This window comes from Devosia sp. Z11_6, from assembly GCF_058133665.1.
This window is the reverse complement of the sequence record NZ_JBYUNQ010000002.1, coordinates 324,489-350,731: the sequence shown is the minus strand read 5'-3', so window position 1 is coordinate 350,731 and position 26,243 is coordinate 324,489. Positions and strand designations below refer to the sequence as shown.

Genomic DNA, 26,243 nt, shown 5'->3' with positions numbered 1-26,243 from the left:
GAAGCCGGAGCTTGCCGCTTCAATAGGCCGTGCAACGTCCCAATTGCAAACTCAAAGCGCGGCGCGGGCGTTCCGGATAAAGGCTTCCACCAGGCGTTTGTCTTTTACGCCGGGTGCGGATTCCACCCCCGAGGACACATCGACGCCCATTGGCCGCACGGTGCGGATGGCATCAGCGACAGTCGCGGGCGTCAGACCCCCCGACAGCATGAAGGGAATTCCCGGGTCCAGCGTCTCGAGCAGCGACCAGTCAAAGGTCTCTCCGAGACCGCCCGGCCGGTCGGCACCCTTGGGCGGCTTGGCATCAAGCAGAATACGGTCGGCCACTTCAGAGAAACCAGCCACATTGGCGACGTCCTCGGCAGTCCCGATCGGCACCGCCTTGATAATCTCGACGCCGGCTTCAGCGCGGATCGCGGCGACGCGGTGCGGGCTTTCGGGCCCATGCAACTGGATCCAGTCTGGGCCGAGCGCCGCTACTTCCGCGACGCAGGAATTGTCCGGATTGACCAGCAACACGCTGCTCTCGATCCGGCCGCGAGCCGTGGAAATCAGCCCGGCAATATCCTCGATGGTGCAGTGGCGCGGCGAGCGCACGAAATGCACGAAGCCCACCATGTCGGCGCCCGCCGCAATGACGGTTTCGAGCATGTCGGTGGTCTTGATGCCGCAAATCTTGATGATGAGGGGGTCTGCCATCGCCTGTCACGAATTGGGGGGCAAGCTGCGCATCAGCGCAGTTCCAGAAGATCGTCGACTTCAGCAAGGGGAGCGTTTGCGCCGGTTGCCGGGGTCTTGCGCAAGCTTTCGAGCTCGCTTTGAAAGGCATAGGCTTCACGCCGCCAATGCCGCTCGCCACTGCGATGCCGAGCCTGGGCGAACCAGGTGGCAATACCCCCCAGGAGCACGCCCACCAGCAACACGACATACAGTACGACGAACAACGGCACGCCATAACCGGGTGTCGCCATGGATTCGACCGGCACGAACGGGTTGAAGTTGATCAGCACGAAATGGCGGTTGGCCAGCGCGAACACGATCAAGAGGGCGCATAGCGGCACCAGAACCAGCCAGCCGACGATTTTCTTGACCATAAAAGCGCTGCCTTGGGCTGTGTGCCCGTTACGAACGGTTTAGCCGCTCGCGGATTTCTTTGCCAGCCTTGAACTGGGGAACGTATTTCTCCCCCACATCCACCTGCTCGCCAGTACGCGGATTGCGCCCAAGGCGCGCCGGCCGGTTCTTGACCGAAAAGGCCCCGAACCCACGCAGTTCCACCCGGTCGCCCCGCGCCATCGCATCGCCGATCTCATCCAGGATGGCATTGACGATGTTTTCGATATCGCGCTGGAACAGGTGCGGATTTTCGGCCGCAAGTTTCTCGACGAGTTCCGACTTGATCATGTTTGGCTCCGAAGGTGCCCTAATCCGTCCCCACTCACGAGGCGGGGTCAACCTGCCAAAGCGAAACCAACCCGTCAAGCGCGATGGCACCGGCAGGAGGCAGCCCGAGTGCCGCCCGGGCCTGGCCGGAGATCATGGCGCCAATCCAGCCCAGACCCTGATCAGGTTTGGGCCAGGCGGTCACAAGCTCCAGATTCTCGGCAATGCCGCGCTCTGCCACTAACCATTCAATGGCCTCACGCTCGGACCCGATACCGTCGACCAGTTTGCTTGCAACAGCCATTCGCCCTGTGACAATACGCCCGTCCGCCAGCGCCAGCGCTTCGGGGCGCGGCAAGCCCCGCCGTTCCGCCACTACGTCTACGAACCACTCAAAGCTGTCGTTGACGAGGGCCGCGATGGATTCGCGTGCTGGGCCCACGAGGGGCTCATCAAAGTCGGGTTCAGCCTTGAGAGGGCCTGAAGCGACCTTGTCGAGATTGACGCCAATTATATCCATCAGCTTGCCGGCATTCACATGCTGGTACAGCACGCCAATGGAGCCAACGATGGATAGTCGTCGCGCCAAAACGCGATCTGCGGCGATGGCGGTCATATAGGCGGCCGATGCGCCCAGTTCCTGGACCACCGCGATAACAGGCTTGGTTTGGCGCAGTCGGCTCAGCGCTTCATAGAGTTCCTCGCCCCCCGCAGTCGTGCCACCAGGTGAGTTGATGGCCACGATGACAGCGGTCACGCTGTCGTCCTCGGCGAGCTCTTCCAACGCTTCCAGCCGATCACGATTGGTGCTGATGGGACCATCGATCACGACCCGGGCAATGTGGTCGCCAACCACGCCATCGCCAACGGTGAACCGACCCAGCAGCGCCAGGATGGCCACGACAATGGCGACCGCGGCAACAATGCGCCACCAACCGCGTGACCGGCGGAAATGGACGGCAGCAAGCGCCCCATGCGGATCGGGCGGGCGGAAAGGCTCAGGAGACGGCTGGTCGGTCATGATCGGCTCACTCTTTGCCCGCCAAGCGGTAGCGAGGCAGCCGCGGGAAAGCAAGCAGCGGCGGGTCAGCTCAGTTGCCGCACCATATATTGCGCGGCGTCTTCATAGCTCAGCAGCGCTTCGCGCAACTCGGGCACATCAGCAGGGACGAATCCGTGGCGGCTCCAGAACGGCGCCGAGCCATTGACGGCGGCCAGGCTGGCGGTGGCAAAGCCGGCGCGCTTGGCATGGTCCAGCACCTGCTCAACGATCACTCGCGCCGCGCCATAGCCCCGAGCCTGGGGCAGCAGTGCCAAATCGTGCAGATAATAGGTCTGCGGCCCGATCGGCAGGGCGCCGTAAAGCTGGTTGAGCTTGGGCATGGTGCCGGCAGTCCAAGGGTGGGTGAGGAAATAACCGCTCGGTGCGCCATTGATGTCCAGCAGCCAGGCGCCATCCGGGTACAAGGCGCGGCGCTCGGCAAACACCGCAAGATCCTCGGGAAAGCTAGGATGCACGCAAGCGGCAATAGCTTGCACCGCCGGCAGGTCCAGCGTCGTCATGCCCCGCCAGTGAATACCCTTGCTTGTCATGGCATACCCGCAAAAGAAAGGACCCGCGCTAGAAAGCGCGGGTCCAGATGGCGATAAGCCAATCTTAGTTGTTGTCGCGACCCTTGAGCGCAGCGCCCAGGATGTCGCCGAGCGAAGCGCCCGAATCGGAGGAACCGTAATTGGCCACGGCTTCCTTTTCCTCGGCAATTTCCAGCGCCTTGATCGAGAGCTGGATGCGCGAGGTCTTGCGATCGTACTGGGTGACGCGTGCGTCGACCTTTTCGCCCTTGCTGAAACGCTCGGGGCGCTGGTCGTTGCGATCGCGCGACAAGTCGGCGCGGCGGATGAAGGCCGTCATGTCGCTGTCGGCCAGCTTCACTTCGATGCCGCCATCGTTGACGTCGATCACGGTGCCGGTGACCACAGCGCCCTTGCGGATGCCGCCGGTCTCGCCCTCAGCCGAGGATGCAGTCTCGCCGGTGGCCAGCTGCTTGATACCCAGGGAGATGCGTTCCTTCTCGACATCGACGTCGAGCACCTTGGCCTGAACCATGTCGCCGCGGTTGTAGTCGTCGAGCGCGATTTCGCCGGACTTCTGCCAATCGAGGTCGCTGAGGTGCACCATGCCGTCCACATCTCCTTCGAGGCCGATGAACAAACCAAATTCGGTCTTGTTCTTGACTTCGCCTTCGATGACCGAACCCACGGGGAACTTGTCAGCAAACGATTCCCACGGATTGGCCAGGGTCTGCTTGAGGCCAAGCGAGATACGGCGCTTGTCGGGATCGACCTCGAGCACCACCACTTCCACTTCCTGGGAGGTGGAGACGATCTTGCCGGGGTGGACGTTCTTCTTGGTCCAGCTCATTTCCGAGACGTGGATCAGGCCTTCAATGCCTGGCTCCAGTTCCACAAACGCACCGTAGTCGGTGATGTTGGTGACGCGACCGGAGAACTTGGCGTTGATCGGGTACTTGGCTTCGATGCCTTCCCACGGATCGGCCTGCAGCTGCTTCATGCCGAGGCTGATGCGGTGCGATTCGTGGTTGATGCGAACGATCTGGACCTTGATGGTCTCGCCGATCGTGAGCACTTCGGACGGGTGGTTGACCCGGCGCCAAGCAATGTCGGTAACGTGCAGGAGACCGTCAATGCCGCCGAGGTCCACGAACGCACCGTAATCGGTGATGTTCTTGACCACGCCGTCAACAACCTGGCCTTCTTCAAGCTGCTGGACGATTTCCGAACGCTGCTCGGCCCGCGATTCTTCCAGAATGGCGCGACGCGACACAACGATATTGCCGCGGCGCTTGTCCATCTTGAGAATCTGGAAGGGCTGGGGAACGTTCATCAGTGGAGCGATATCGCGGATCGGGCGAATATCGACCTGCGAGCGCGGCAGGAAGGCGATGGCGCCTTCGAGGTCGACCGTGAAGCCGCCCTTGACCTGGTTGAAGATCGTGCCTTCAACGCGCTCGTTGTTGTTGTACATTTCTTCGAGCTTGACCCAGCTCTCTTCGCGGCGGGCCTTTTCGCGGCTCAGCACCGCTTCGCCCATCGCGTTCTCGACGCGATCGACATAAACCTCGACCACCGAGCCGACGGTGATGGTGCCGTCGCGGCCAGCTTGGCCGAATTCCTTGAGCGCAATGCGCCCTTCGGTCTTGAGACCGACATCGATGATCGCCAGATCCTTTTCGATCGCGACCACGGTACCCTTGACGACGGTGCCTTCCAAAGGCTCGTTGTCGATGAACGAATCCATCAACAGGGATTCAAAATCTTCTTTAGTCACAGTTTGCTGTGCCAAATTCATCTCCAGAAGCGCCGGCGGTTAGGGGTTGGCATTGTCGCAATGGGGGCTCGCCATCTGTTGGTCAGATGCCGGCGCGCGGGCGCCCGATCGGAACGGCAATGGTGGGTATTCTGCCCGGCAGCCGAAGCCAGCATGCGCAAAGATTGAATTAGGGCACGAGCCCTGCCTTGCGCCTGATGGCTCCATCGACAATAGCGATGGCTGCGCGGAGTGCGGCTTCTATATCGAGAAGCGTAGTGTCGAGCAAGTGCGCGTCCGCCGCCTTGTAAAAACCGCCATGGGGATTGGCCATGTCCCGGGCATCCCGCTCTTCTATTTGGTGATAAAGGGCGTAGCGATCAACTACCTGGCCGCGCAATTCCAGCTGGCGCGCCCGTCGTTCCATCCGCGCCTTGGAATCAGCCTGGATAAAGAGCTTGGCATCCGCCTCGGGGCAGATCACGGTACCGATGTCGCGACCATCGAGTACGGCACCGCCCTCCTGCAGGGCAAACTGGCGCTGATAGTCAAAGAGTGCCTGACGGACTTCTCCAAGCACGGCGACTTTGGACGCCAGCTGGCCGGCCCGCGCCGAAAGCAGTAGTTCGGACTGCAAGTCCGCCTCATCAAGCTTCCGGGCCGCTGCGATGGCGCGGTTCTCAAAATCCGGCGCGTCCTCAAAGCCGTCCACCGCCTGCCCGACAGCGCGGTACAACAGGCCCGTATCCAGATGCGGCAGCCCGTAATGGCGGGCGAGGCCGCTCGCGAGCGTGCCCTTGCCCGAAGCAGCTGGTCCGTCGACGGCGATGATCATGGCTTTCTCCGGGCGGCTGGAACGGCGGGGCGGGCTTAGCATTTTCGGTTTGACAGGGGCAAGGTTTGCCCATAACCGGACGAGCCAAAGCGGGGCTTGCCCCGCGCTCCCCCATCGACGAGGACCACCCATGGCCAGTTCCGAACGCGGCACCAAGCGGACCGATCCCGACACCGGCAAGAAGTTCTACGACCTCAACATGGACCCGATCGTTTCGCCTTATACGGGCAAGAGCTATCCGCGGTCCTACTTCGAGCAGGTGCTGGTCGGCAAGGCTTCCCCGGCAACCGCCCGGAAAGTTGAGGAAGAAGACGAGACGGAAGAAGAAGACGAGGTCGTCGACGCAGCGGCGCCCGAGATCGTTTCGCTCGAGGACGCCGATGCTGAAGAAGCCGGCGAGGACGAAATCCCTGATGTCGAGGATGTCGAGGTCGACGAGGAACTCGGCGACGACGAAGACGTGTTCCTGGAAGAGGAAGACGACGAGGACGACAGCCTGGCATTCGATGTTGGCGGTGACGAGGATCGTTGATTTCGCTTGAATTTTTTCGCCGGCCAAGCTTTTGGCCGGCGAAATAAAAAAGTGTCATTTAGGCACTTGCAAGGGGACGGAGCATCCAATAGGTTCCGCCTCGCTTCGGACGGGAATGACCCGGACGAACCCGAAAAGATGGGGCCATAGCTCAGCTGGGAGAGCGCTTGCATGGCATGCAAGAGGTCAGCGGTTCGATCCCGCTTGGCTCCACCAATCTTTCGATAACTCCCTGACGAGACTATTCTCGGGTTGAGCCCCGCTCGGGGTTCTCAATCACTCGGCGACCCAACCCGCTGCAGCCGCTTTCCATCCACCGCCCGCCGCGCTACAAGGCGGCCGCGTCAGCTGGAGGTGAACCGCGTGCCCACAACAGATATCGCTCGGCGGGTCTATGATCATACCTGGAAGCTCGACCCGATCATCCGGAGCCTGCTGGACACCGACTTCTATAAGCTGTTGATGCTGCAGATGATCTGGGGCTTGTACCCCAAGATCGACGTCACCTTCTCGCTGATCAACCGCACCCGCTCGGTTCAGCTTGCCCATGAGATCGACATCGCCGAGTTGCGCGCCCAGCTTGATCACGCGCGCACTCTGCGCTTCTCCAAAAAAGAAATGATCTGGCTGGCCGGCAATACCTTTTACGGCTCGCGCCAGATTTTCGAGCCAGCCTTCCTGCAATGGCTCGAAGACTTCCGGCTGCCGGAATACCATCTGGAGCAGCGCGACGGTCAGTTCGTTCTGGAATTTCCAGGCAAGTGGTTGGAAACCTCGATGTGGGAGATTCCCGCCCTTTCAATCATCAACGAGTTGCGCAGCCGCGCCGCGATGAAGCGCTACGGGCCTTTCACGCTTGATGTGCTCTACGCCCGGGCCAAGGCCAAGATGTGGGAAAAGGTGGAACGGCTGCAAAAGCTGCCGGAATTGCGCATTTCCGATTTTGGCACACGCCGGCGCCATTCTTTCCTCTGGCAGCGCTGGTGCGTCGAGGCGCTCAAGGAAGGAATCGGGGAAGCTTTTACCGGTACCTCCAATGTCATGCTGGCCATGGATACCGATCTCGAGGCTCTCGGCACCAATGCGCATGAGCTTCCAATGGTCCTCGCGGCGCTGGCCAAGACCGATGACGCCCTGCGCGAGGCCCCCTATGGCGTGCTGCAGGACTGGGAAAGCTATTATGGCGGCAATCTCAAGATCGTGCTGCCCGATGCCTTCGGCACTGATTCCTTTCTCGAGCATGCCCCCGATTGGGTTGCCGACTGGACTGGCTTCCGCCCAGATAGTGCCCCCGCTATCGCTGGCGGCGAACGCATCATCCGTTGGTGGCAGGAGCGGGGGCGCGACCCGCGTGACAAATTGCTGATCTTTTCCGATGGGCTCGATGTCGACATGATCGAAGAGGCCTATTTGCACTTCGACGGGCGCGTGCGCATGGCCTTTGGCTGGGGCACCAACCTGACCAATGATTTTGAAGGCTGCGCGCCAGAGCCCAATCCGGGACTGGACCCAATCTCGATCGTCATCAAGGTCAGCGAGGCTAATGGGCGGCCGGCGGTCAAGCTGTCCGATAATCCGGCCAAGGCGACGGGCGAGAAAAGCGAAATTGAGCGTTATCTGCGCGTTTTTGGTGATGCCGGTCGGGTAGAGCACGCCGTGCGCGTTTGACCCGCCCGCACGCTGTGGAGAACCGCCTTTAGTTCGAGGCGGTTAACTGGGCTGGAACGCTAAACGTCCAAAATCGTTGCCTGTCCACAGGGCCGGAACCGTTTGACTTACCAACTTATCGACATTGCCGTAGCGCATAAAAGCGCCCATCCCCGCTTGCCTCACCGCGTAACTGGCAAGGTGCGCGCCGTGCTGACCGAAATACGCGATGGGCGCGAACAGCGCCACGATCTGGATATCCCGGTTTGGGCCAACACGTCCGAGACCATGAGCGAAGAAGATATCGACATGGCCTTGCTGGTGAAAGCCGCCGACATTTTGGCGCGGCTGAAATCGAAGCTCGATCAGGTATAGGGCTGATTGCCTGTGGTCTGCAGGAAGGCGCAGTAGGCGGGCGAAAGGCCGGGAAAAGTCTGAGCGTTTTGAGCCTCTGCCGCGGCTCGTGGGGCAGGGGAAGGGTAGAGCCGGGCCGCCCTCCGCCGGCGACGATGCTCTTGGCGCTCATCCACTGCAAACCACAGCACGGCGGGCACCACTAGCGTCCAGATCGCGATCAATTGCCAAGACACGCCAACCTCCCTGCAGCGCCAGCAAGGATGCTGTACTCGTCGAAGGCTCGTTAACGCTAGAAGGCTCGGCGGTTAGTGTTAACTTGGGACGGCAGTGCTACTGCGGCTCGCCCTTGGCGGGCTTGGATCCGGTTTCGATCGGCACGGCATAAAGCTCAAGGCGATGATCCACCAGCCGGTATCCCAGCCGCTTGGCAATCACTTCCTGGATCGCCTCGATTTCCTCGTTGCGGAACTCGATCACCCTTCCGCTTCGAACATCGATGAGGTGGTCGTGGTGCTCGTCGGGAATCAGTTCGAACCGGGCGCGTCCATCCTTGAAATCGTGCTTGGTGACAAGGCCGGCTTCCTCAAACAGGTTGAGCGTCCGGTAGACTGTGGATAGTGAGATGCCGGCGTCGATCGCCGCTGCGCGCCGGTGCAATTCCTCGACGACGGGATGGTCAGCACTGTCCTGGATCACGCGGGCGATGATCCGGCGCTGGTCGGTCATGCGCATGCCCTGCGCCACACAGGCCTCTTCCAGGGTCGGTTCGCTGCTGGTCTTGCTCACAAGCGGGTCCTGCCAAGGCTATGGGAAGGAGTTAGCCAAGATCGGCGGCCATGACAAGCGCGGTGGCTGCCGAACCATCCGGGCGGGGATAATAGCCCTTGCGCCTACCCACTTCCACAAAGCCATGACTGCGATAAAGTCGCAGCGCTGCACTGTTGCGCTCATCCACTTCCAGGAACATGCGGCGGGCATTGGTAAACAGCAGATCATCCAGAGCCGCTCGCAGCAGAGCCTGGCCCACCCGCTTGCCCCGCCATTTAGGCTCAACGGCAATGCTGAGCAATTCCGCCTCATCACCAATCAGTCGCACCAGGATGAAACCGGCAACTTGGCGCCGTGGGTCACAGGCGACCAGGGTAGTGCATTCCGTTTCCTGGAGGAAGTCGGCAAACTCCTCGCGAGACCAGCCACGAAAGAAGCCCTGGGCGTGAATAGCGGCCAAGACCTCGGCATCGCCTACCTGGGCGGGCTCCACATGCAGGCCATGCGGCCCCAGCCACAGCTTTCTCACGGGGCGAGCCGGGGTATGCGGGCGGCAGTCTGGGGCTTGGCATCTGCTTCGCGCACATAGGCAGCTTCCGGGGGATAGTCGGCCGGATCAGCGGTAGCCCCAAAGCGGGCCAGCAAGCTGACATCGATGAAGGGGCCGCGCAGCAGAGTTGCCCCTGCTGGCACCGCAGCTTCCGCTTGCGCCATTGGCAGCAATTGCGCCGCACCGGCCGGAACGCCTCTAGTGCTGAAAGTCTGTAAATAGGCCTCACCCCGCCGCGCATCGAGCAGCACCGCTATCGGCCCCTCGCCTGGAGCGGAGAGTGACAGGGCCAAAAGGGTCGGGGCACCCACCACCGGGGTGCCCCGGGCCAACGCTATGCCTCGGGCAGCGGAAAGCCCGATGCGCAAGCCGGTAAAGGAACCAGGCCCCGTCGAGACGGCCACCCGCCCGAGATCGGAATAACTCAACCCATTGCGCTCCAGCAGCGCCGCGAGCCGCCCGAAGATCAATTCGGCATGGCCGGTGGCGATCTCGTCGACCAGCACATCCACGCTTCCATCCGCGAGCAGCAGAGCGAGCTGCAGCCGGGGCGCAGCAGTATCAATGGCGAGGGTGATGGGCAGGGTCTGCATAGCTATCGCTCTAGCGGCGTCGTCCTTCGGTGTCGAGACCGATCAACTCGCCAATGTGCCTCGGGCAGCGCCTTGACGCTGGGGCTTTGCGCAGCCAGCTTGCGCCCATGCACCCCGATTCGCGCAGTAGTTCGCAATGACCTGGCTGGCCGAGACCGCCATGCTGAGCCATGGTTGGCGCCGTCTCATGCTGCTGGTGCTGGCCGGGGCGATGGCGGGGCTCGCTGTGCCCCCCTTGTTCGTGTTGCCGGCGCTGTTCCTGGCGTTTCCCGTCTGGGTCTGGTGCCTTGATGGTGCCGAGCATGGCCGCGGCTGGCGGCGATTGTTCGGACCAGCCTTCGCCATTGGTTTTGCTTTCGGCTGGGGCTATTTCACAGTCGCGTTGCACTGGTTGGGCGCGGCTTTCTTTGTGGATGGCGGCGTCATGCTGTTGCTGATGCCCTTTGCCATCTTGGCCCTTGCCGCTTTGATCGCCTTGTTTTGGGGGTTGGGCAGCGCTGGAGCGCACCTACTCTGGTCCACCGGACCTTGGCGCATTGTGACGCTCGCGACCTTTGTGACCGCCGCCGAATGGGCGCGCGGCCATGTGCTGACCGGCTTTCCGTTCGACCTGCTTGGCTATGCCCTGACGCCAACAACCGAGATGATGCAGGCGACCGCCCTGGTGGGCGTTTATGGACTAACCTTTGTTGCGGCCCTCCTAGCCATGACGCCAGCCCTGATCTGGCCCGCTGACGGGCGCCCGCTGTCGCGGCGACTGCTTCCGTTCTTCCTGTCGCTGGCGGTCCTGGCTGGCCAGCTAGGCTACGGCTTCAACCGGCTGGCAGGCACCCTGGTCGGCGAGCGTACCGATATCGCCATGCGCCTGGTGCAGCCTTTGGTGTATGAGCACGCCAACTGGGCCCGGGTGGATCCGGCTGGCCTCATCGACCGGCTGCTGATGCTGTCGGAAATCCGGATGGATCCGCAGGACCAGGGTCTTGCCGACATCACCCATCTGGTCTGGCCCGAATCCAGTCTGCCCTTCTTTCTGGCGTCCTATCCCGATGCTCTGGCGCGGATTGCCCGCATGCTGCCGGACGACACCATCCTCCTCACCGGAGCGCCGCGCCAGCAGTTTGCTCCCGGCGCTACCACCCCATCCGGTCCACCCTTCAATGCCATTCTGGCGATCAACAGCGATGGCGAGGTGATCGACAGTTACGACAAGGCTCACCTGGTGCCCTTTGGCGAGTTCCTGCCCTTTCAGGACTTCTTTGCCCAGCTTGGTATCAAGCAATTCGTGCCCGGGGCGGAGGGCTGGGGCCATGGCGACGCGCGCCGGCGCTTGCTGAACCTGCCGGGGACGCCGGCTCTATTGGCGCTGATCTGCTACGAAATTCTGTTTTCCGGTGATCTGGGCGACACGGCCGAAGCCCAGTTCCTGTTCAACATCACCAATGATGCCTGGTTCGACGGCTCGATCGGTCCGGCCCAACATGCCCACCATGCCCGGGTGCGGGCAGTGGAAGAGGGGATGAGCCTGATCCGGGCGGCCAATACTGGCATTACCTTTGCCACTGATCCGCTGGGCCGCATCACCGGGCAGCTGGCGCCCCTGGAGATGGCCGCGCTCGATGTGCGCCCGTCCGAACGGCTGGCCAGCACGCCGTTTGCCCAATGGCGCCACTGGCCCTTGCTCGCGGTTCTGTCCCTGGGCCTGCTGATCTCGGTGCTGGCCTGGCGCGCCGAGCGGCCCCGGCGGCGCTAGGCTCCTAGGTCCGCAGCACGCCGCCGCTGGCTTTGCTGACGGCATTGACCACAGCGGCCGAAACCTTCTCGATCTGCTCGTCGGTCAGCGTCTTGTCGGTAGGCTGCAGCGTTACCGCGATCGCCACCGACTTCTTGCCCTCACCAACATGGGTGCCTTCATACACGTCGAACACCTCGACGCCGGTGATCAGGGTTTTGTCGGCACCGCGGGCAGCCTTGATGATGGTGCCGGCGGAGACCGACTTGTCGACCACAAAGGCGAAATCGCGGCTCAGGGGCATGAGGCTGGAAAGCGGCAGGGCCGGCTTGGTGCGCGTCGGCTTGCGGCGCGGCTCGGGCAAGGCATCCAGATCAATCTCGAAGGCTGCGACGGGCCCAACAAGGTCAAGCTCGGCACTGAGCGCCGGGTGCAGCTCGCCAAACCAGCCCAGCGTCACCTTGGGTCCGAGCGCCAGGCGCCCGCCACGACCGGGATGGCTCCAGGAGGCGGCTTCGGGCAGCACCTGCACCTTCTCGATATCAACCCCAAGGGCGTCGAGCACGGCGGCCAGATCCGCCTTGGCGTCAAACACGCCAACGGGCTCTGCCTTGCCGTCCCAGCGGCGCCCGCTGCCGGTCAGCTTGGCCGTGCCGGTGCGAATGCCAGTCGCATAGGTGTGCTGGCCCTCAGGAGCATCGGACAGGAACACCTGCCCGACCTCGAATAGGGCTAGATCCTCAATGCCCCGATTGGAATTGCGTCGCGCCGCGGCCAACAGGCCTGGCAGCAGGGAAGGGCGCATATCGGTCATATCAGAAGCAATGGCATTGGCCAGCTGCAGGGTCTCCCCGCCTCCGCCGAAGCGCAGCGCTTCCTTGTGCGAGATGAACGACCAGGTGACCGCCTCGTCCAAACCGCGGGCGGCGAGCAGGCGCCGCGCAATACGCCGCCGGTTCTGCATGGTCGTCAACACGCGCGGGGCGACATGATGCAGCCGCGGCAGCGGCTCGACGGGCACGGCATCAACGCCCACCATGCGCATCACTTCTTCAACAATGTCGGCCTTTTGCGTGATGTCGGGCCGCCAGCTGGGCACTGCGACGTCGCGCATCTCGCCACTGCCGCTCACCGCAAAACCGAGACCTTCGAGGATGGCCTCGATCCGGCCGGGTTCAACCGTCAGGCCGGTTAGGCGCTTGACCTCCGAAAGCGGGAATTCCAGCCGCGTATTGGGGAAGACGTCCTCACCCGAGATCACCGGCTCAGCCGGCTCGCCGCCGCAGAACTCCAGCACCAGCCGGGTGGCCAGCTCGAGACCAGGTTCGGTCAGCGCCGGGTCAACGCCACGCTCGAGCCGATAACGCGCATCCGAGACAATGCCGGTCTTGCGTCCGGTTCGGGCAATCAGATCAGGATCCCAGCTGGCGCATTCCATCAGGATCGTGGTGGTGCCGTCGGTGCAACCCGAGCGTTCGCCGCCCATGACGCCGCCAAGGCAGAGCGGCCCCTGCTCGTCGGCGATCACCGTCATGGTTTCGTCGAGTGGGTGGAGCTTGTTGTCGAGACCATCAAGGCTCTCCCCGGCGCGCGCATTGCGCAGCACGGGCTGGCCCACAATCTTGTCCGCATCATAGGCATGGAGGGGACGCCCCCAGCCCAGCGACACCAGATTGGTGATATCCACCACCGCATTGATGGGGCGCAGACCCACTGCGCGCAGGCGGCTTTGCAGCCACTCAGGGGAGGGGCCATTCTTGATGTTGCGAATGACCCGGCCAGCGAATTTGCGGATGGCCTTGGGCTCGCCTTCGGCGAATTGGTGGGGCAGGGGCGCCAGGGGACTGGGGCCCTTCGAGGCCACGGGCGACATGTCGGTGCGCTTCAATGTGCCAAGGCTAAAGGCTGCCAGGTCCCGGGCGATGCCATAAACGCCGGTGGCGTCGCCGCGATTGGGCGTGATCGAAATGTCAAAGACGACACCATTGATGCCGGCATAGTCGACATAGCGCTGTCCCACCGGTGCATCTTCTGGAAGCTCGATGATGCCGTCATGGTCGCTCGACAGATCGAGCTCTGCCGCCGAGCATAACATTCCATTGGAGGCGGCACCGCGGATATTGCCCACCCCGATAGTCATGTCCTTGCCCGGAATATAGGTCCCGGGGAACGCAAACACGGTCTTGAGCCCGGTCCGGGCATTGGGCGCGCCGCACACGACGTCGATCAGCTCGCCGCTGCCCGCATCGACCTTGCACACGCGCAGGCGGTCGGCATTGGGGTGCTGCTCGGCCGAAACGACATGGGCCACCACAAAGCTCTTCAGCGCTTCGCCCTGATCTTCCACGCCTTCCACTTCGAGGCCGATCATGGTCAGCGATTTGCTGATCTCATCCACGGAGGCTGTGGTGTCGAGATGCTCGCGGAGCCATTCAAGGGTGAACTTCATGATCGCATACCTTAACGGAAGTCGCTCTGGCTGCCGGTGATCGGCGGCAGGGCGCGGGAAATCTTGAACAATTCGACAAGGACCCGGGCAAAGCCGCGGGCATCGTCGATCGCATGATGGGTGTGGGCGATATGGCCGTAGAACTCGGCGGGCAGCTTGCTCATGCCCCAATCGAGATAGGGCGCGCCACGCAGCGTTCCGGCCATGGTGTAAAGGCAGACCCCGCCGCCACGAAAGATCTGCCGGCCCTTGAAGGGACCGCTCAGCACTCGCGTGCCGGCAAACTGGTCGAGATAATGGTCCATCCACAGGCCGTCAAACATAAGGGGGGCGGCAGCAAAGACCTTGGGTCCGGGCAGGTTTTCCACCCAATCGGCAAAGCGCGGCATTACCGTCTCCGCCGGCTCGGCTCCCGTGGTTGCTGCTGCCCAGGCTTCCGGCTGGGTTTGCCACCAGGCCATGGTGGTTTCGTTGGCATGCCGATCCGGGCGCGCCTGCAGCACGGCCTCGAACTCGCCATGTCGCGTCCCATCTGCTTCGACCGCCACGGCCGCAAAGCTCAGCATCGAATTGTGCAGCGGGGTCGGGCCGTCCGACTCAATATCGGTGACGATAAAGATCGGCCGCGCCACCTGATTATACACGGGGCGCCCGGCAGGCAGTACCTCAACCAGCCGAAACTGCTCGCAGACCACCGGCATGTCGGGAGCAAAGCCACCATTGCGAGCAAAATAACGCTCATGGCCGGCCCACCACTCGGCATAGGGGCCTTCGCCCTCAAGGTCGCTGAACTCCGGACCGATCTCATCGAACCGCTTGACCTCGACCGAGAGAGTTTCGATCACCGCCGCCGCTTCCCCCGCTCCGTTCAGCACGACATCGCGCCGTCCGGCCCGGGGCAGGGGTTCCTTGCCTGGCCCGAAATCACGTAAGGCGCCGCAGGTTGCCGTCTTCTTGCCGGCAAGCACGAGGGCAAGCAGCTCATCCGCCAGCTCGGGCGAGTCGCCGAAGCTGAACTGGACGGCATCGCGATAAGGGGGCGGCAGGTCAGCCATAACTGTTAGCTCGACAGCCCGCCAAACAAGGTCGGCAGGTCCAGCGGGCGGAACCCATAATGGTCCAGCCAACGCTGGTCGGCGTCAAAGAACTGGCGCAGATCGGGCATGCCATATTTGAGCATGGCGATGCGGTCGATCCCCATCCCCCAGGCAAAGCCCTGATAAACGTCCGGATCGAGCCCGGCATTGCGGATCACATTGGGGTGCACCATGCCGCAGCCCAGGATCTCGAGCCAATCATTACCTTCGCCGATCTTGACCTCGTTACCCGAACGGTCGCAGCGCACATCCACTTCCATGCTGGGCTCGGTGAAGGGAAAAAAGCTCGGCCGGAAGCGCAGCGTCACATTAGGCACTTCGAAATACGCCTTGAGGAACTCCTCGAGCACCCAGCGCAGCTGGCCGATATGGCTGGATTTGTCGATCACCAGCCCCTCCACCTGATGGAACATGGGCGTGTGGGTCTGGTCGGAATCGTTGCGATAGGTGCGCCCAGGGATCACTACCCGGATCGGCGGATCCATGGACGGCGTGATATAGCTCGCGGCCGGCTTTTCATTGGTTTTCTGCATCACGCGGACCTGCACCGGCGAGGTGTGGGTGCGCAGCAGCTTTTTGACCCCGTCTGGGCCGGGCTTCATGAAAAAGGTGTCATGCATTTCCCGGGCCGGGTGGCCTTCGGGGAAATTAAGGGCGGTGAAGTTGTAGTAGTCCGTCTCGATGTCGGGACCTTCGGCGATGGAAAAGCCCATATCCGAAAAGATCGCGGTGATCTCATCCAGCGTCTGGCTGATGGGGTGGATGCGGCCCCGGGCGGTCGGTGCCGGCTGCAGGGGCAGGGTAATGTCGACCGTTTCGGCTGCTAGACGTGCTGCGAGCGCTTCGGCCTCGAGCGCTGCCCCCCGAGCTTCGATCAGGCCGGCAATTTCACTCTTGAGCCCGTTGATCGCTGGACCCGCCGATTTACGTTCTTCAGGGGCCATGCTGCCCAGGGACGCTAGCAGCGCCGAAACACTGCCCTTCTTGCCCAGCGCGGCAACGCGAACCGCATCCAGCGCGCCGGCATCGGCGGCAGCGGCAATGGCGTCGGTAAGCTCGGCGCGGAGAAGATCGATCTGCTGATCAAGAGACATGGGGAGATCCGGATTGAGTGAACGCGGTTAGACCAAAACAAAGCGCCTTGCACCAGCCCTTCCGGGTGGCACAAGGCGCAATGATGACCTCAGCGAAGGAGAGTCTTAGGCAGAAACGCGGGCGTGGGTGGTGGCTTCAACGCCTTCCAGATACGCCAGGGCTGCCTTGGCCTTTTCGACCAGTGCGCCGAACGCTGCGGGCTCGGTGATCGCGAGATCGGAGAGCACCTTGCGGTCAACGGCAATCTCAGCCTTGCTGAGGCCGTCGATAAATCGGCCATAGGTCAATCCGTAATCGCGCACGGCAGCGTTGATGCGCTGGATCCAGAGGGCGCGGAAGTTGCGCTTCTTGACGCGGCGGTCGCGGTAGGCGTACTGGCCGGCCTTTTCGACGGCCTGCTTGGCGATACGGATCGTAGACTTGCGACGGCCGTAGTAACCCTCGGCAGCCTTCAAGACCTTCTTGTGACGGGCGTGATTGGTAACGCCTCTTTTAACGCGTGACATGTGTCAGGGTCCTTTCGAGAGCGTTAGCGGTTGTACGGCATGTACCACTTGACCAGCGATTCATCGCCCTTCTGCAGGATTTTGGTCCCACGATTGGTGCGAATATACTTGGCCGAGTGGTTGATCAGGCGGTGGCGCTTGCCGGCGACGCCGGCCTTGACGCGACCGGTTGCCGTGAAGCTGAAACGCTTCTTGGCGCCCGATTTAGTCTTCATCTTGGGCATTTTGCGGGTCCTTGGTGTTACGAGGATAGACAGAGGGCCTATCGCATTCAAAGACCGCCACGGCATGCCTGAGGCCGGGCGGTCAGCAGAAGCCGGCTCTATAGGGCCAAAGGCGGCACAAGGCAAGAGCCTAGCCGTCACCAGCGAGCAAATTGGGCCGCCTTGAACAGCGCCGGGCGCCCACCATATGTTGGCAAGGCGCGTGATGCCGTTCTTTCTGGGTCCGCGCCAATGCGTTGCTTGTGATCAAGGACGGCTGCATGTCGCGTGTCTCGGTGTTTTCTGCGCCCTTTTTGTTGGGCTTCGACAATCTGGAAGAGCGGGTAGACCGCCTGGCCAAGGCTGCCGAAGGCTACCCGCCCTATAACATAGAGCGTAGCACCGCTCCGGATGGGACTGAACAGTTCCAGGTATCGATTGCCGTCGCCGGGTTCTCGCCCGACGATCTGGAAGTGACTGCCGAAGATGGGCAGGTCCTCGTGCGGGGTCGGCAAAAGGAAGATGGTGCGCGTCAGTTCCTGCATCGCGGCATTGCCGCCCGCCAGTTCCAGCGTTCCTTCCTGCTCGCCGACGGCATGATCGTCAGGGATGCAACTTTAAGCCACGGTTTGCTCGTTGTTACCATCGAGCGCCCCCAAGCGCCCAAGATTGCCCGGCGCATTGAAATTCGCTCAGTTTGAGGAAAGGGCCAGTTATGTACGAAAAGCGTAACACTGAAAATTACACTGAGACCTTGGCCAATCCGCTAAAGTCTCTCACGCGGGCCCAGTTTGCCGCACTTGGCGGCAGCGCGGTGGCCTATGTACGGCCCGTGGGCGGCGATGTGCTGTCGGCCATGATCGAGGAAGCCGAGTTCAACACTGACGAGGTTTATCAACTCGTCATGTCTGCCGATGGCACACCCTTGCTGGTAACCGATACCGAGGATGCCGTTAGCGAATGGCTCGGCACCCGCAATCTAGGGCTGGCTACCGTCCATTAAAGCGAATCCAACTGGAAGGCCGGCCGCCAACGGCGGCTCACGCGGCGTAGTTGGTGTCCGATGGGCTGCTTAGAATGGCGTAAAGCTGAGCTTCATCGCCGGCGCGGCGCAACTCCTCGACCACGCTTTCGGTGCGCAACAAGCGGGCCACCCGCGACAGCGCCTTGAGGTGATCCGCCCCCGCGCCGGCTGGTGCCAGCAGCATCATGACGAGGTCTACGGGCTGATCGTCGACTGCATCGAACTCGATCGGCTGGTCAAGCCGGGCAAACACCGCCGTCACCTGTTTGATGCCGGCGGTTTTTCCGTGTGGAATCGCGATCCCGTTGCCCAGGCCCGTCGAGCCCAGGGCTTCGCGATTGGTAATAGCATCAAGGATGTCGTTGCGCTCGAGTCCCGTCAGTTCGGCGGCCCGTTGGGCAAGCTCTTGGAATAGCTGCTGCTTGGATTGCACTCCCGTACAAGCAAGCACCGCGCGTTCAGCCAGAATGTCGGCCAACTCCATCACTATAGCCTTAATCTAGATTTTTCTTGGTGCAGCAATTACTCGGGTCTAGTTTGCGCCCAATGCCGGATCGATCCAGCCAATATTGCCGTCGGAGCGGCGGTAAACCACATTCAGCCCGCCATGTCCAGCGTGGCGGAACATCACAGCCCCGGCGCTGGTCATATCCAGTTCCATGACGGCCTCTTCCACGCTCAGCGAGCGCAGGTTTTTCGTGGTCTCCGCGATCACAGGTGGCGCATAATCTTCTGGAAGTTCCTCAAGCTGATCGCCTGCACCAAATACCGTGTATTGCGCGGTTCCGTCGGCGTCGGGCACCTGGGTGTCGCCGACGCCGAATCCACCGCGCCGATGCGACTTGAGCTTCCGGTTATACCGGCGCAACCGCTTTTCGATGTGTTGCGTCATCAGCTCGAAGGCGGCGATGGCGTCGCCACCCTGGGCGCTCGCCTGCAACACGGCTCCGGTGTCCAGATGCACTACACAATCGGCCAGGAAGCCAGTTCCGTCGGGAGTAAGGGTGAGGTGGCCGTCATAATTGCCGTCGAAATACTTCCCCACTGCTGCGTCGATATGCTCCTCCGCACGACCGCGCAGGGCATCGCCGACATCCATGTTCTTTCCCGAAACGCGTAAGCTCATGGCATCCTCTTTCTTTTTGTTCTCGCTTGATGCGCCGTAGCCAGAGTAACCCTTGGTGGGCCGACTAAATGTGCCACTCCCTGGGCAAGCTGGTTGCAGCCATCACGCACCCAACGCGTAACTTGCCCCCTCGGTTCGAACCTGCCCTATGCAACATGGTCGTACCGGCCGGTTGCAAGCGGACAGGCGCCGGTCTCAGGCCATTGTCGCCAGATCTCGTTTTTGGCGCCGGCGGATCACCGAGGAGGGGATGTTCATACCTTCCCGATATTTGGCGACCGTCCGCCGGGCCAGTTCGATACCCTGCTCGCGCTTGAGCATGGCCGCGATCGTGTCATCGGACAGCACATCGCTATGCGATTCGCTTTCGATCAGCTGGCGGATGCGATGGCGCACCGCCTCGGCCGAATGGTCCCCGCCGCCGTCAGAAGCGGCAATGGCGGTCGTGAAGAAGTATTTCATCTCGAACAGCCCGCGCGGCGTCGCCAAGTATTTGTTGGAGGTGACGCGGCTGACGGTTGATTCGTGCATATCAATAGAGTCGGCCACCATTTTGAGGGTCATCGGCCGCAGATAAGCGATGCCGTGGCGCAAAAAACCGTCCTGCTGGCGCACGATTTCCGCCGCCGTCTTGATGATGGTTTGGGCCCGCTGGTCAAGGCTCTTGGTCAGCCAATTGGCGCTGGCGAGGCAATCTGACAGAAAGGCTTTGTCGCCTGGCTCGCGCGTCCGCTTGGACACGGTGGCGTAGTACACCCGGTCAACCAACACTCGAGGCAGCACCTCGCTGTTGAGCTCGATGCCCCAGCCACCATCAGGAGCAGGGCGCACAAACACGTCGGGCACCACTGTTTCAGCCGGGCCAGAGTCGAAGGCCAGGCCCGGACGGGGATCAAGCCGGCGCAGTTCAGCGAGCATGTCGAGCAGATCTTCCCGATCGCAGCCGATGGCTCTCTGCAAACCGGAAAGGTTGTGCTCGGCCAGCATCGGAAGATGAGCGAGCAGGCCCTGCATCAGTGGGTCCAACCGATTGGCTTCCCTGAGCTGAATAGCAAGGCACTCAGCAAGGTCCCGCGCGAACACTCCGACCGGTTCACACCCTTGAAGCGCTCCGAGAACAGCCTCCACGTCCGCCAACTCAGCGCCGAGTTGCTCGGCCGTCGTGTCCAGCGGCGCACTCAGATAACCCGCCTCATCCAGTTGCCCGATCAGGGCGCCGGCGATCAGGCGGTCCGAAGCCGTCCGCAAGATCAGATTGGCCTGGCGTTCCAGGTGATCCGAGAGCCTCGGGCGAGCCGAAAGGAACTGGTCCAGATCGGGTGCCTCGCTCCAATCCACACTGTCACGCTCGCGACCGCTTGAGACTTGGCCCTCCGATCTGTGCTGTTCGGGGAAAACATCTTCCACGGCCGTGTCGAGGTGCTCCGCAATGGCCTCGGCCGTGGGCAAATGCACCGCGCTGTCCAGTGTGTCAGCAAAACCGCTGCCGGTCTCTGGCTGGTCAGCGGCCTCAGTCAGATCCCCCGTCACTGACGCGCCGTCGCCTTCAGCGCGCTCCAGTAGCGGATTGCGCAGTAATTCGGCGTCGACGAACTCATTGAGTTCGAGATGGCTCAACTGCAACAGCCGGATCGATTGCATCAATTGCGGCGTCAGCGTCAGGCTTTGCGCCTGCCGAAACTCCAGCCGCGGCCCTAATGCCATAACTGTCCTCACGCCCATTTGCGGCACTTCTGCCGCGCTTCCCGCGTGCAACATGACTCAGTTGCAGGCCAAGGGCAAGTTCCATGCCAAGAAGGCGGTTGCGGTTCAGATGGCGAAATTCTCGCCGAGGTAAACGCGCCGGGCATCAGGGTCGGCGCTGATCGTTTCGGGCTTGCCCTGGATCATCACCTTGCCACCATGAATCACATAGGCACGATCCACCAGACCCAGGGTTTCGCGCACCGCGTGATCGGTGATGAGCACGCCAATGCCCCGTTGCGTCAACTGCTTAACCAACCCCTTGACCTCGGCCACCGCGATCGGATCGACGCCGGCAAAGGGTTCGTCAAGAAGCATGAACACGGGGTCGGCCGCCAAGGCGCGCGCCAGTTCCACCCGCCGGCGTTCGCCGCCGGAAAGGGACAAGGCGTTGGCCTTGGCGAGGTGCGAGATCGAGAACTCATCGAGCAGGGCTTCCAGGCGCGCTTGGCGTGCCTTGCGCCCCCGAACATGGTTCTCCAAAACGGCCATGATGTTGCCGCGCACCGATAGGCCGCGGAAAATCGATGGCTCCTGCGGCAAATAGCCAATGCCTAACTGGCCGCGCTGGAACAGCGGCAGGTGGGTAATTGGTCGCCCATCGAGCCGGATATCGCCTGCATCGGGTTTGACCAGCCCCATGATCATGGTGAAAACCGTAGTCTTGCCCGCTCCGTTGGGACCCAGCAGGCCCACAGCCTCGCCCCGCCGCACGGCAATGGAAACATCGCGCACGACGACGCGCTTGCCGAAGCTCTTGGCCAAGCTATGCGCAACCAGCCATCCGGTCTGGTCAATTCGGCCTTGGGCGCGCGTCTCGTTCATTGCGAGGTAAACACGCCGGTGACGCGTCCGCCTTTGCCACCGGTGAAGGTAGACACATTGGTTGCAAGATTGACGACGAGTTCGCCGGCATCCACCGTGCCGCCCGAATTGGTCACCTTCACATTGCCGGTGAGGCGCAGCAGTTGATCGCCCGGGGTAAACACGGCCCGCTCTCCCGTTGCGGTCTGGTCGGGTGTTTCGAGCTTCACGTCCCCCGTGGCCTCAAAGGTCTCGATATCGGTAGTGCCCCCAGCGCCATAGGTGGCAACGACCTTGGTGGCCCAGACCTTCACCGTTGGATGGGTCACCACGACATTGCCGGTAAACACCGCTTCCCGCTCTGCCTCGTTTAGGGTGAACAGGTCCGCCGTGATGGCGACGCGGTCCTGCGCTGCGGCCAGCCCAGACAGGCAAAGCAGCAACAAAATCGACAACAGCGATCGCATCATCATCGGGGCTGGGCTCCAGGCGTGTGGGGCAGGGTTACGGTGGCGCCACTAAATGTCCAGACGCTCGCCTCCGCGTCGAACTGCATTCCCGCAGCGGTCAACTCCGTACCGTCGGCATAGTGGATAACGACCGGGCCATCGCCGGTCAGCGTCTGCGCACTCCAATCAAATACCGACTGCTCGATCGTGCCGCTGGTGCCGGTGCTGTCACTGATGTCGGACGCGCCCTCGATCCGAACCACTCTTTGAGCTGTGTCCAGAACCGCGCTATCAGCGCTCGCATCGAACACTACCCCATCGGGGCGCACAACGTTGAGGGCGGCGTCGCGCAAGGCGATCTGCTCGGTCGAATTGAGCATCGCCTGCGCGTCGCTCGCCCGCACCCGATAAGCGGAGCCGTCGGACAAGACTCCGGCATATTCGGGTGCTTCCACCCGGATGCTCTCACGATCCATGCTGACTTCGCCGATACTGAATTGATCCAGCAGGCTGGACAGGTAGATCTGCCCTACCAGCAGCAGCAGGGTCACCGCCCCGAGAGCGGGAACCGCAACGCGTAACACGCCCACCATGCGGTTGCGGCCCTGCAAGCGTCGGTAGGTGGCAAGGCGGTCAGTGCTCGTGGCGTGCTGCTCCGTCATGGACAGGCCCACGCCTTAACTGTGGGCAAAGATGTCGGTCTCATCCCACCCCAGCAAATCCAATTCGCATCGGGTGGCAAGGAAGTCAAAGCAAGCCCGGGCCAGTTCGGTGCGGTTTTCGCGCCGGAGCATCCGATCGAGATGACGCTTGAGGTCGTGCAAGTAAAGCACGTCCGAAGCGGCATAATCGAGTTGTGCGTCGCTGAGCTTTTCGGCCCCCCAGTCCGAGCTTTGCTGCTGCTTGGAGAGATCGATATTGAGCAACTCACGGACCAGGTCCTTGAGCCCATGGCGATCCGTATAGGTGCGTACCAGTTTGGACGCGATTTTCGTGCAGTAGACCGGACCGGCCACCACGCCAAAGCGGTGCTTGAGGACTGCCACGTCAAAACGGGCATAATGGAAGATCTTGGTCCGCTCAGGATCGGCGAGCAGTCGGGCGAGATTGGGCGCCTCGTTGCTGTCGGCCGGAATCTGCACCACATCGGCACTGCCATCACCGGGCGACAGCTGCACTACGCATAAGCGGTCGCGATGCGGATGCAGTCCCATGGTTTCAGTGTCAATCGCCACCTCGCGGCCATAGCGCGAAAGGTCGGGCAGGTCGCCGCGATGCAGTCTGGGGGTCATGTTGATCTCAACAAACGGATGCAGCATTCCTCTTGGCACAGCATCAGGGCATTGAAAAGGCGAGACCAAAAACCAGAAGGCCGCCCGCTTCACAGCGGCCGGCCTTCTTGAATAATGGTGCCCAGAAGAAGACTCGAACTTCCACACCTTGCGGTACACGGACCTGAACCGTGCGCGTCTACCAATTCCGCCATCTGGGCAGGCGGGGCGTTGTTAGGGCCGGCGCCGACCGATGTCAACGCCTATTGTTTCAATTCACATATTAGCCCCATCCCAATGCGTCACGGCACCAGTGTTAACTGGCGGTGCATCATCGAGGCAGTTGACGTTGATCATCACCGTTTCGGTGCCGTTTTCGTCTCGGCCCCGGCCGAACGATTCGATGCCGCAGGTTTTGCAGAACAGATGATCAATGGTGTTGGTGTTGAAGTGATAGAGGGTGAGATTGTCCGCGCCGCGGATCAGATTGAACCGAACCGATGGGACAGGCTGCATCACCCAGCCTAGCCTTTTGCACCGGGAACAGTTGCAGGTCATCAGACTGTCCAACTCGGTCTGGGCCGTGTATCGGACCGCGCCGCAATGGCATCCGCCCGAATAAGTGTTCATGTCAGTCATGTTCGCCTCCCTGAAACAAATAGGGAACACCATTGTTATTGTGTCAAGAGCGTGCATCCACCGCCTCTCGACCAATCCCGCGCCTTAGGCTAAGAGCACGGCTAGCTTGTCCTTCCATTGCTGCCGGAGCCTGCCATGGACCCCCTCAACGAAAAACTGGTGACGATCTTCGGAGGCTCCGGATTCCTGGGCACCCAAGTGGTCCAGGCACTGTCTCGGGCTGGGTATCGCATCCGGGTGGCCGTGCGGCGTCCTGACCTGGCGGGCCATGTTACGATCTATGGCAATGTCGGGCAGATTCAGCCAATTCAGGCCAATCTGCGCCATGCAGCTTCGGTGGCGCGAGCGGTCGCCGGTGCCGATGTGGTGATCAACCTTGTTGGTATTGGCGGCGAACGCGGGGCGCAGACCTTCAATGCCGTTCATACTCAAGGCGCTCAGACCGTCGCGGCCGCTGCCAAGGCTGCGGGGGCTTCGGTGCTGGTGCATCTGTCGGCCCTCGGGGTGGATCGGGCGGAGCGAAGCGCCTATGCCCGCAGCAAGTTGGCGGGCGAGGCCGCCGTGCTGGCCGCCTTCCCCCAAGCGGTCATCCTGCGCCCTTCGCTGATGTTCGGCGCGGACGATGGCTTCTTTAACCTCATGGGTTCGCTGGCCCGCATGTTCCCAGCCATGCCTCTGGTTTGTGGCGACACCCGCTTCCAGCCGGTTTACGTTGGCGATGTTGCCGATGCAGTAACGCTTGCCGCGAGCGGCAAGGTCAAAGGTGGTCGCACCTACGAACTGGGTGGGCCGCAGGTTGAAACCCATCGGGAGCTTCTGACCCGCATACTGCGCGAGACAGCCCGCAAACGCCCGCTGGTGCCGCTCTCCCCGGGGATGGCCAAGCTCCTGGCTCTGCCACTGTCGATCCTCCCCGGCCAGCCGTTGCTGACCAAGGATCAAGTGGAACTGCTTGGGGTCGACAATGTCGTGTCCGAAGCGGCTATCCGCGAGAAGCGAACATTGGAAGGGCTCGGCATCGTGCCGACCTCGATGGATACTATCCTGCCCACTTACATGTGGCGCTTCCGTCGCAACGGCCAGTTCGATCGCAACCTCATCGAAGGCGCCAACGAAGGCGCAACGCTCTAGCCACTTAGCACCCTAAAATATCTTGGCCGCCTTCTCACCTGAGGGGGCGGCTTTTTCGTGCTCAGCATTTTGTTCGAGATATATCTTGAATGCTCTTTTGCGGACCCAATGTAAGCAGCCGGGGAATTGAGATATATCGGAGACACATCATGGCACCTTCTGGACGTGACGGCGAACTGAACTGGCGGCGACTAGAACAGATGGCGCGGCGCTGGGGCCGTCTGGCCTACCAAGCCGATGCGAGCCTTCTGGGCAATGTCGGCGGAAATTTCCGCATCGGCCGCATGCTAGCTTCGGGCGATCTGCGGCTGGTGGCCCTGTATCTGATCGAACAGCAGCCCCGGCACGGTTATGATCTGATCAAGGCCGTGGAAGAGCGCTCTGGCGGCTTTTACGCTCCAAGTCCTGGCGTGGTTTACCCCGCTCTGACCTTCCTTGAGGAAGCGGGCTATGTGACCTCCGCTGCCGATGGTAACAAGAAGCTTTATACCATCACCGATGCCGGCCGTGCCCACCTGGCAGACAATCGCGAGGCGATCGAGGGCACGTTGGCCTTTCTCGCCAAAGCAGGCGAACAGGTGCACCGGTTCCGCGATTTCGCCCGTACCGATTGGCCGTTTGGCGGCGATCGGCCCGAGGGGTCTGACGCTGCCAGCGGCGCGTCCTCCAGCGGCGAACAGGGGGCGGCTGCTGAACACGCATCCGACACCGACATGAAAGGCGTCGTTCCCGACCTGAATGAAGCCCGTAAAGCGCTCAAGGCTGCCATCAAGGCGGCCCGCCACTACTCGCCCCAGCGGCAAACAGAAGCCGCGACTATCCTTCACCGTGCCGCAGCTGATTTGACGGCTCTCGGGACGCACCCTGATGACGACGTCGACATCTGAGTGCTAAGCCTAGCTGCCCGGCATGAGCCGGGCAGTTTTTTGCCCAACAAGGATGTGAGCCGCTTCCGACGCAGCTACTAACATGTTAGTGGATTGA

Annotated in this window: 31 protein-coding genes and 2 tRNA genes; 9 read left to right on the top strand and 24 right to left on the bottom strand. The window is 61.9% G+C overall.

Going from position 1 to position 26,243, the window contains the following annotated elements:
• Positions 1-51: 51 nt before the first annotated feature.
• From AC3YMN_RS06940 to AC3YMN_RS06910, 7 genes are all read right to left on the bottom strand, one after another.
• Entirely contained in the window at positions 52-699 is a 648-nt protein-coding gene (locus AC3YMN_RS06940) for a phosphoribosylanthranilate isomerase (protein WP_489889453.1), read from the bottom strand.
• Positions 700-731: 32 nt separating this feature from the next.
• A complete protein-coding gene (locus AC3YMN_RS06935) occupies positions 732-1,094 on the bottom strand; it encodes a DUF1049 domain-containing protein (protein ID WP_489889452.1) in 363 nt (120 codons plus the stop codon).
• Between the two features lie 28 nt (positions 1,095-1,122).
• The gene (locus AC3YMN_RS06930; protein ID WP_127755043.1) at positions 1,123-1,404 is read right to left on the bottom strand and encodes an integration host factor subunit beta; all 282 of its coding nucleotides are present in this window, start codon (positions 1,402-1,404) and stop codon (positions 1,123-1,125) included.
• Between the two features lie 34 nt (positions 1,405-1,438).
• The gene (gene sppA, locus AC3YMN_RS06925; RefSeq protein ID WP_489889451.1) at positions 1,439-2,404 is read right to left on the bottom strand and encodes a signal peptide peptidase SppA; all 966 of its coding nucleotides are present in this window, start codon (positions 2,402-2,404) and stop codon (positions 1,439-1,441) included.
• A 65-nt stretch (positions 2,405-2,469) separates the two neighbouring features.
• Entirely contained in the window at positions 2,470-2,976 is a 507-nt protein-coding gene (locus AC3YMN_RS06920; RefSeq protein WP_489889450.1) for a GNAT family N-acetyltransferase, read from the bottom strand.
• A gap of 64 nt (positions 2,977-3,040) precedes the next feature.
• Positions 3,041-4,753, bottom strand: coding sequence for a 30S ribosomal protein S1 (gene rpsA / locus AC3YMN_RS06915; RefSeq protein WP_127755045.1), 1,713 nt, complete (start codon positions 4,751-4,753; stop codon positions 3,041-3,043).
• Positions 4,754-4,901: 148 nt separating this feature from the next.
• Positions 4,902-5,546: a (d)CMP kinase gene (locus AC3YMN_RS06910; protein ID WP_489889449.1), complete on the bottom strand. Its 645-nt coding sequence runs from the start codon at positions 5,544-5,546 to the stop codon at positions 4,902-4,904.
• A gap of 130 nt (positions 5,547-5,676) precedes the next feature.
• Between AC3YMN_RS06910 and AC3YMN_RS06905 the strand changes: the two genes are divergently transcribed.
• The 4 genes from AC3YMN_RS06905 (at position 5,677) to AC3YMN_RS06890 (ending at position 8,100) form a co-directional block, all read left to right on the top strand.
• A complete protein-coding gene (locus tag AC3YMN_RS06905; RefSeq protein ID WP_127755047.1) occupies positions 5,677-6,078 on the top strand; it encodes a TIGR02300 family protein in 402 nt (133 codons plus the stop codon).
• Positions 6,079-6,218: 140 nt separating this feature from the next.
• Positions 6,219-6,294: transfer RNA gene (locus AC3YMN_RS06900), tRNA-Ala, on the top strand.
• A gap of 147 nt (positions 6,295-6,441) precedes the next feature.
• A complete protein-coding gene (gene pncB / locus AC3YMN_RS06895) occupies positions 6,442-7,746 on the top strand; it encodes a nicotinate phosphoribosyltransferase (RefSeq protein WP_489889448.1) in 1,305 nt (434 codons plus the stop codon).
• 102 nt (positions 7,747-7,848) lie between these two features.
• Positions 7,849-8,100: a hypothetical protein gene (locus tag AC3YMN_RS06890; protein ID WP_172121760.1), complete on the top strand. Its 252-nt coding sequence runs from the start codon at positions 7,849-7,851 to the stop codon at positions 8,098-8,100.
• Positions 8,101-8,412: 312 nt separating this feature from the next.
• On the opposite strand, the gene AC3YMN_RS06885 is transcribed toward AC3YMN_RS06890, so the two are convergent.
• The 3 genes from AC3YMN_RS06885 to tsaB all read right to left on the bottom strand — a co-directional run bounded on the left by AC3YMN_RS06885 (position 8,413) and on the right by tsaB (position 9,993).
• On the bottom strand, positions 8,413-8,814 hold the full coding sequence (locus AC3YMN_RS06885; protein WP_127755392.1) for a Fur family transcriptional regulator: 402 nt from the start codon (positions 8,812-8,814) through the stop codon (positions 8,413-8,415).
• An 85-nt stretch (positions 8,815-8,899) separates the two neighbouring features.
• The gene (gene rimI, locus AC3YMN_RS06880) at positions 8,900-9,379 is read right to left on the bottom strand and encodes a ribosomal protein S18-alanine N-acetyltransferase (RefSeq protein ID WP_127755050.1); all 480 of its coding nucleotides are present in this window, start codon (positions 9,377-9,379) and stop codon (positions 8,900-8,902) included.
• Positions 9,376-9,993, bottom strand: a complete 618-nt coding sequence (gene tsaB, locus AC3YMN_RS06875) for a tRNA (adenosine(37)-N6)-threonylcarbamoyltransferase complex dimerization subunit type 1 TsaB (protein WP_489889447.1) — start codon at positions 9,991-9,993, stop codon at positions 9,376-9,378. The genes rimI and tsaB overlap by 4 nt, the downstream gene beginning before the upstream one ends.
• Positions 9,994-10,129: 136 nt before the next feature.
• Between tsaB and lnt the strand changes: the two genes are divergently transcribed.
• A complete protein-coding gene (gene lnt / locus AC3YMN_RS06870; RefSeq protein WP_489889446.1) occupies positions 10,130-11,743 on the top strand; it encodes an apolipoprotein N-acyltransferase in 1,614 nt (537 codons plus the stop codon).
• A 4-nt stretch (positions 11,744-11,747) separates the two neighbouring features.
• Here lnt and pheT read toward each other — a convergent pair whose 3' ends face one another.
• The 5 genes from pheT to rpmI form a co-directional block, all read right to left on the bottom strand.
• On the bottom strand, positions 11,748-14,171 hold the full coding sequence (gene pheT, locus AC3YMN_RS06865; protein WP_489889445.1) for a phenylalanine--tRNA ligase subunit beta: 2,424 nt from the start codon (positions 14,169-14,171) through the stop codon (positions 11,748-11,750).
• Between the two features lie 11 nt (positions 14,172-14,182).
• Positions 14,183-15,226, bottom strand: coding sequence for a 3'-5' exoribonuclease domain-containing protein (locus AC3YMN_RS06860; RefSeq protein WP_489889444.1), 1,044 nt, complete (start codon positions 15,224-15,226; stop codon positions 14,183-14,185).
• A 5-nt stretch (positions 15,227-15,231) separates the two neighbouring features.
• Positions 15,232-16,362, bottom strand: a complete 1,131-nt coding sequence (pheS, locus tag AC3YMN_RS06855; RefSeq protein ID WP_489889443.1) for a phenylalanine--tRNA ligase subunit alpha — start codon at positions 16,360-16,362, stop codon at positions 15,232-15,234.
• A 105-nt stretch (positions 16,363-16,467) separates the two neighbouring features.
• Positions 16,468-16,869, bottom strand: coding sequence for a 50S ribosomal protein L20 (gene rplT, locus AC3YMN_RS06850; RefSeq protein WP_489889442.1), 402 nt, complete (start codon positions 16,867-16,869; stop codon positions 16,468-16,470).
• 23 nt (positions 16,870-16,892) lie between these two features.
• A complete protein-coding gene (gene rpmI / locus AC3YMN_RS06845; RefSeq protein ID WP_127755056.1) occupies positions 16,893-17,093 on the bottom strand; it encodes a 50S ribosomal protein L35 in 201 nt (66 codons plus the stop codon).
• Positions 17,094-17,353: 260 nt separating this feature from the next.
• Here rpmI and AC3YMN_RS06840 point away from each other — a divergent pair, with 260 nt between their 5' ends.
• On the top strand, positions 17,354-17,773 hold the full coding sequence (locus AC3YMN_RS06840; RefSeq protein ID WP_489889798.1) for an Hsp20 family protein: 420 nt from the start codon (positions 17,354-17,356) through the stop codon (positions 17,771-17,773).
• A gap of 14 nt (positions 17,774-17,787) precedes the next feature.
• Positions 17,788-18,075, top strand: coding sequence for a DUF1150 family protein (locus tag AC3YMN_RS06835; protein WP_127755057.1), 288 nt, complete (start codon positions 17,788-17,790; stop codon positions 18,073-18,075).
• 37 nt (positions 18,076-18,112) lie between these two features.
• On the opposite strand, the gene ptsN is transcribed toward AC3YMN_RS06835, so the two are convergent.
• The 9 genes from ptsN to AC3YMN_RS06790 all read right to left on the bottom strand — a co-directional run bounded on the left by ptsN (position 18,113) and on the right by AC3YMN_RS06790 (position 24,128).
• The gene (gene ptsN / locus AC3YMN_RS06830) at positions 18,113-18,580 is read right to left on the bottom strand and encodes a PTS IIA-like nitrogen regulatory protein PtsN (RefSeq protein ID WP_127755058.1); all 468 of its coding nucleotides are present in this window, start codon (positions 18,578-18,580) and stop codon (positions 18,113-18,115) included.
• A gap of 48 nt (positions 18,581-18,628) precedes the next feature.
• Positions 18,629-19,222, bottom strand: coding sequence for a ribosome hibernation-promoting factor, HPF/YfiA family (gene hpf / locus AC3YMN_RS06825; RefSeq protein ID WP_127755059.1), 594 nt, complete (start codon positions 19,220-19,222; stop codon positions 18,629-18,631).
• Positions 19,223-19,417: 195 nt separating this feature from the next.
• Positions 19,418-20,926, bottom strand: a complete 1,509-nt coding sequence (gene rpoN, locus AC3YMN_RS06820; protein ID WP_489889441.1) for an RNA polymerase factor sigma-54 — start codon at positions 20,924-20,926, stop codon at positions 19,418-19,420.
• A gap of 105 nt (positions 20,927-21,031) precedes the next feature.
• On the bottom strand, positions 21,032-21,790 hold the full coding sequence (gene lptB / locus AC3YMN_RS06815; protein ID WP_127755061.1) for an LPS export ABC transporter ATP-binding protein: 759 nt from the start codon (positions 21,788-21,790) through the stop codon (positions 21,032-21,034).
• Positions 21,787-22,242 (bottom strand): LptA/OstA family protein, encoded by a 456-nt coding sequence (locus tag AC3YMN_RS06810; protein WP_127755062.1) that lies wholly within the window; start codon positions 22,240-22,242, stop codon positions 21,787-21,789. Before AC3YMN_RS06810 ends, lptB begins: the two co-directional genes overlap by 4 nt.
• Positions 22,239-22,880 (bottom strand): hypothetical protein, encoded by a 642-nt coding sequence (locus AC3YMN_RS06805; protein WP_172121767.1) that lies wholly within the window; start codon positions 22,878-22,880, stop codon positions 22,239-22,241. Before AC3YMN_RS06805 ends, AC3YMN_RS06810 begins: the two co-directional genes overlap by 4 nt.
• A gap of 15 nt (positions 22,881-22,895) precedes the next feature.
• Positions 22,896-23,510, bottom strand: coding sequence for a ribonuclease D (locus tag AC3YMN_RS06800; protein WP_173088429.1), 615 nt, complete (start codon positions 23,508-23,510; stop codon positions 22,896-22,898).
• 115 nt (positions 23,511-23,625) lie between these two features.
• Positions 23,626-23,710: transfer RNA gene (locus tag AC3YMN_RS06795), tRNA-Leu, on the bottom strand.
• A gap of 55 nt (positions 23,711-23,765) precedes the next feature.
• Entirely contained in the window at positions 23,766-24,128 is a 363-nt protein-coding gene (locus AC3YMN_RS06790) for a GFA family protein (protein WP_489889440.1), read from the bottom strand.
• Positions 24,129-24,263: 135 nt separating this feature from the next.
• Here AC3YMN_RS06790 and AC3YMN_RS06785 point away from each other — a divergent pair, with 135 nt between their 5' ends.
• Together AC3YMN_RS06785 and AC3YMN_RS06780 are read left to right on the top strand one after the other, a co-directional pair.
• Positions 24,264-25,259: a complex I NDUFA9 subunit family protein gene (locus AC3YMN_RS06785; protein WP_489889439.1), complete on the top strand. Its 996-nt coding sequence runs from the start codon at positions 24,264-24,266 to the stop codon at positions 25,257-25,259.
• 149 nt (positions 25,260-25,408) lie between these two features.
• Positions 25,409-26,146: a PadR family transcriptional regulator gene (locus AC3YMN_RS06780; RefSeq protein WP_489889438.1), complete on the top strand. Its 738-nt coding sequence runs from the start codon at positions 25,409-25,411 to the stop codon at positions 26,144-26,146.
• The last annotated feature ends 97 nt before the right edge of the window (positions 26,147-26,243 follow it).

Excerpts from the sequence above, each read along its gene's own strand:
- AC3YMN_RS06790 (WP_489889440.1), bottom strand. The coding sequence starts at position 24,128 with ATGACTGACATGAACACTTATTCGGGCGGATGCCATTGCGGCGCGGTC.
- tsaB (WP_489889447.1), bottom strand. The coding sequence starts at position 9,993 with ATGCAGACCCTGCCCATCACCCTCGCCATTGATACTGCTGCGCCCCGG.
- AC3YMN_RS06780 (WP_489889438.1), top strand. The coding sequence starts at position 25,409 with ATGGCACCTTCTGGACGTGACGGCGAACTGAACTGGCGGCGACTAGAA.
- lptB (WP_127755061.1), bottom strand. The coding sequence starts at position 21,790 with ATGAACGAGACGCGCGCCCAAGGCCGAATTGACCAGACCGGATGGCTG.
- AC3YMN_RS06805 (WP_172121767.1), bottom strand. The coding sequence starts at position 22,880 with ATGACGGAGCAGCACGCCACGAGCACTGACCGCCTTGCCACCTACCGA.
- AC3YMN_RS06920 (WP_489889450.1), bottom strand. The coding sequence starts at position 2,976 with ATGACAAGCAAGGGTATTCACTGGCGGGGCATGACGACGCTGGACCTG.
- AC3YMN_RS06785 (WP_489889439.1), top strand. The coding sequence starts at position 24,264 with ATGGACCCCCTCAACGAAAAACTGGTGACGATCTTCGGAGGCTCCGGA.
- AC3YMN_RS06835 (WP_127755057.1), top strand. The coding sequence starts at position 17,788 with ATGTACGAAAAGCGTAACACTGAAAATTACACTGAGACCTTGGCCAAT.
- rpmI (WP_127755056.1), bottom strand. The coding sequence starts at position 17,093 with ATGCCCAAGATGAAGACTAAATCGGGCGCCAAGAAGCGTTTCAGCTTC.
- AC3YMN_RS06935 (WP_489889452.1), bottom strand. The coding sequence starts at position 1,094 with ATGGTCAAGAAAATCGTCGGCTGGCTGGTTCTGGTGCCGCTATGCGCC.
- AC3YMN_RS06930 (WP_127755043.1), bottom strand. The coding sequence starts at position 1,404 with ATGATCAAGTCGGAACTCGTCGAGAAACTTGCGGCCGAAAATCCGCAC.
- AC3YMN_RS06905 (WP_127755047.1), top strand. The coding sequence starts at position 5,677 with ATGGCCAGTTCCGAACGCGGCACCAAGCGGACCGATCCCGACACCGGC.
- rpsA (WP_127755045.1), bottom strand. The coding sequence starts at position 4,753 with ATGAATTTGGCACAGCAAACTGTGACTAAAGAAGATTTTGAATCCCTG.
- pheS (WP_489889443.1), bottom strand. The coding sequence starts at position 16,362 with ATGTCTCTTGATCAGCAGATCGATCTTCTCCGCGCCGAGCTTACCGAC.
- AC3YMN_RS06840 (WP_489889798.1), top strand. The coding sequence starts at position 17,354 with ATGTCGCGTGTCTCGGTGTTTTCTGCGCCCTTTTTGTTGGGCTTCGAC.
- AC3YMN_RS06860 (WP_489889444.1), bottom strand. The coding sequence starts at position 15,226 with ATGGCTGACCTGCCGCCCCCTTATCGCGATGCCGTCCAGTTCAGCTTC.
- AC3YMN_RS06940 (WP_489889453.1), bottom strand. The coding sequence starts at position 699 with ATGGCAGACCCCCTCATCATCAAGATTTGCGGCATCAAGACCACCGAC.
- lnt (WP_489889446.1), top strand. The coding sequence starts at position 10,130 with ATGACCTGGCTGGCCGAGACCGCCATGCTGAGCCATGGTTGGCGCCGT.
- AC3YMN_RS06810 (WP_127755062.1), bottom strand. The coding sequence starts at position 22,242 with ATGATGATGCGATCGCTGTTGTCGATTTTGTTGCTGCTTTGCCTGTCT.
- AC3YMN_RS06885 (WP_127755392.1), bottom strand. The coding sequence starts at position 8,814 with ATGCGCATGACCGACCAGCGCCGGATCATCGCCCGCGTGATCCAGGAC.
- ptsN (WP_127755058.1), bottom strand. The coding sequence starts at position 18,580 with ATGGAGTTGGCCGACATTCTGGCTGAACGCGCGGTGCTTGCTTGTACG.
- AC3YMN_RS06800 (WP_173088429.1), bottom strand. The coding sequence starts at position 23,510 with ATGACCCCCAGACTGCATCGCGGCGACCTGCCCGACCTTTCGCGCTAT.
- AC3YMN_RS06910 (WP_489889449.1), bottom strand. The coding sequence starts at position 5,546 with ATGATCATCGCCGTCGACGGACCAGCTGCTTCGGGCAAGGGCACGCTC.
- pheT (WP_489889445.1), bottom strand. The coding sequence starts at position 14,171 with ATGAAGTTCACCCTTGAATGGCTCCGCGAGCATCTCGACACCACAGCC.
- hpf (WP_127755059.1), bottom strand. The coding sequence starts at position 19,222 with ATGAGCTTACGCGTTTCGGGAAAGAACATGGATGTCGGCGATGCCCTG.
- sppA (WP_489889451.1), bottom strand. The coding sequence starts at position 2,404 with ATGACCGACCAGCCGTCTCCTGAGCCTTTCCGCCCGCCCGATCCGCAT.
- rplT (WP_489889442.1), bottom strand. The coding sequence starts at position 16,869 with ATGTCACGCGTTAAAAGAGGCGTTACCAATCACGCCCGTCACAAGAAG.
- rpoN (WP_489889441.1), bottom strand. The coding sequence starts at position 20,926 with ATGGCATTAGGGCCGCGGCTGGAGTTTCGGCAGGCGCAAAGCCTGACG.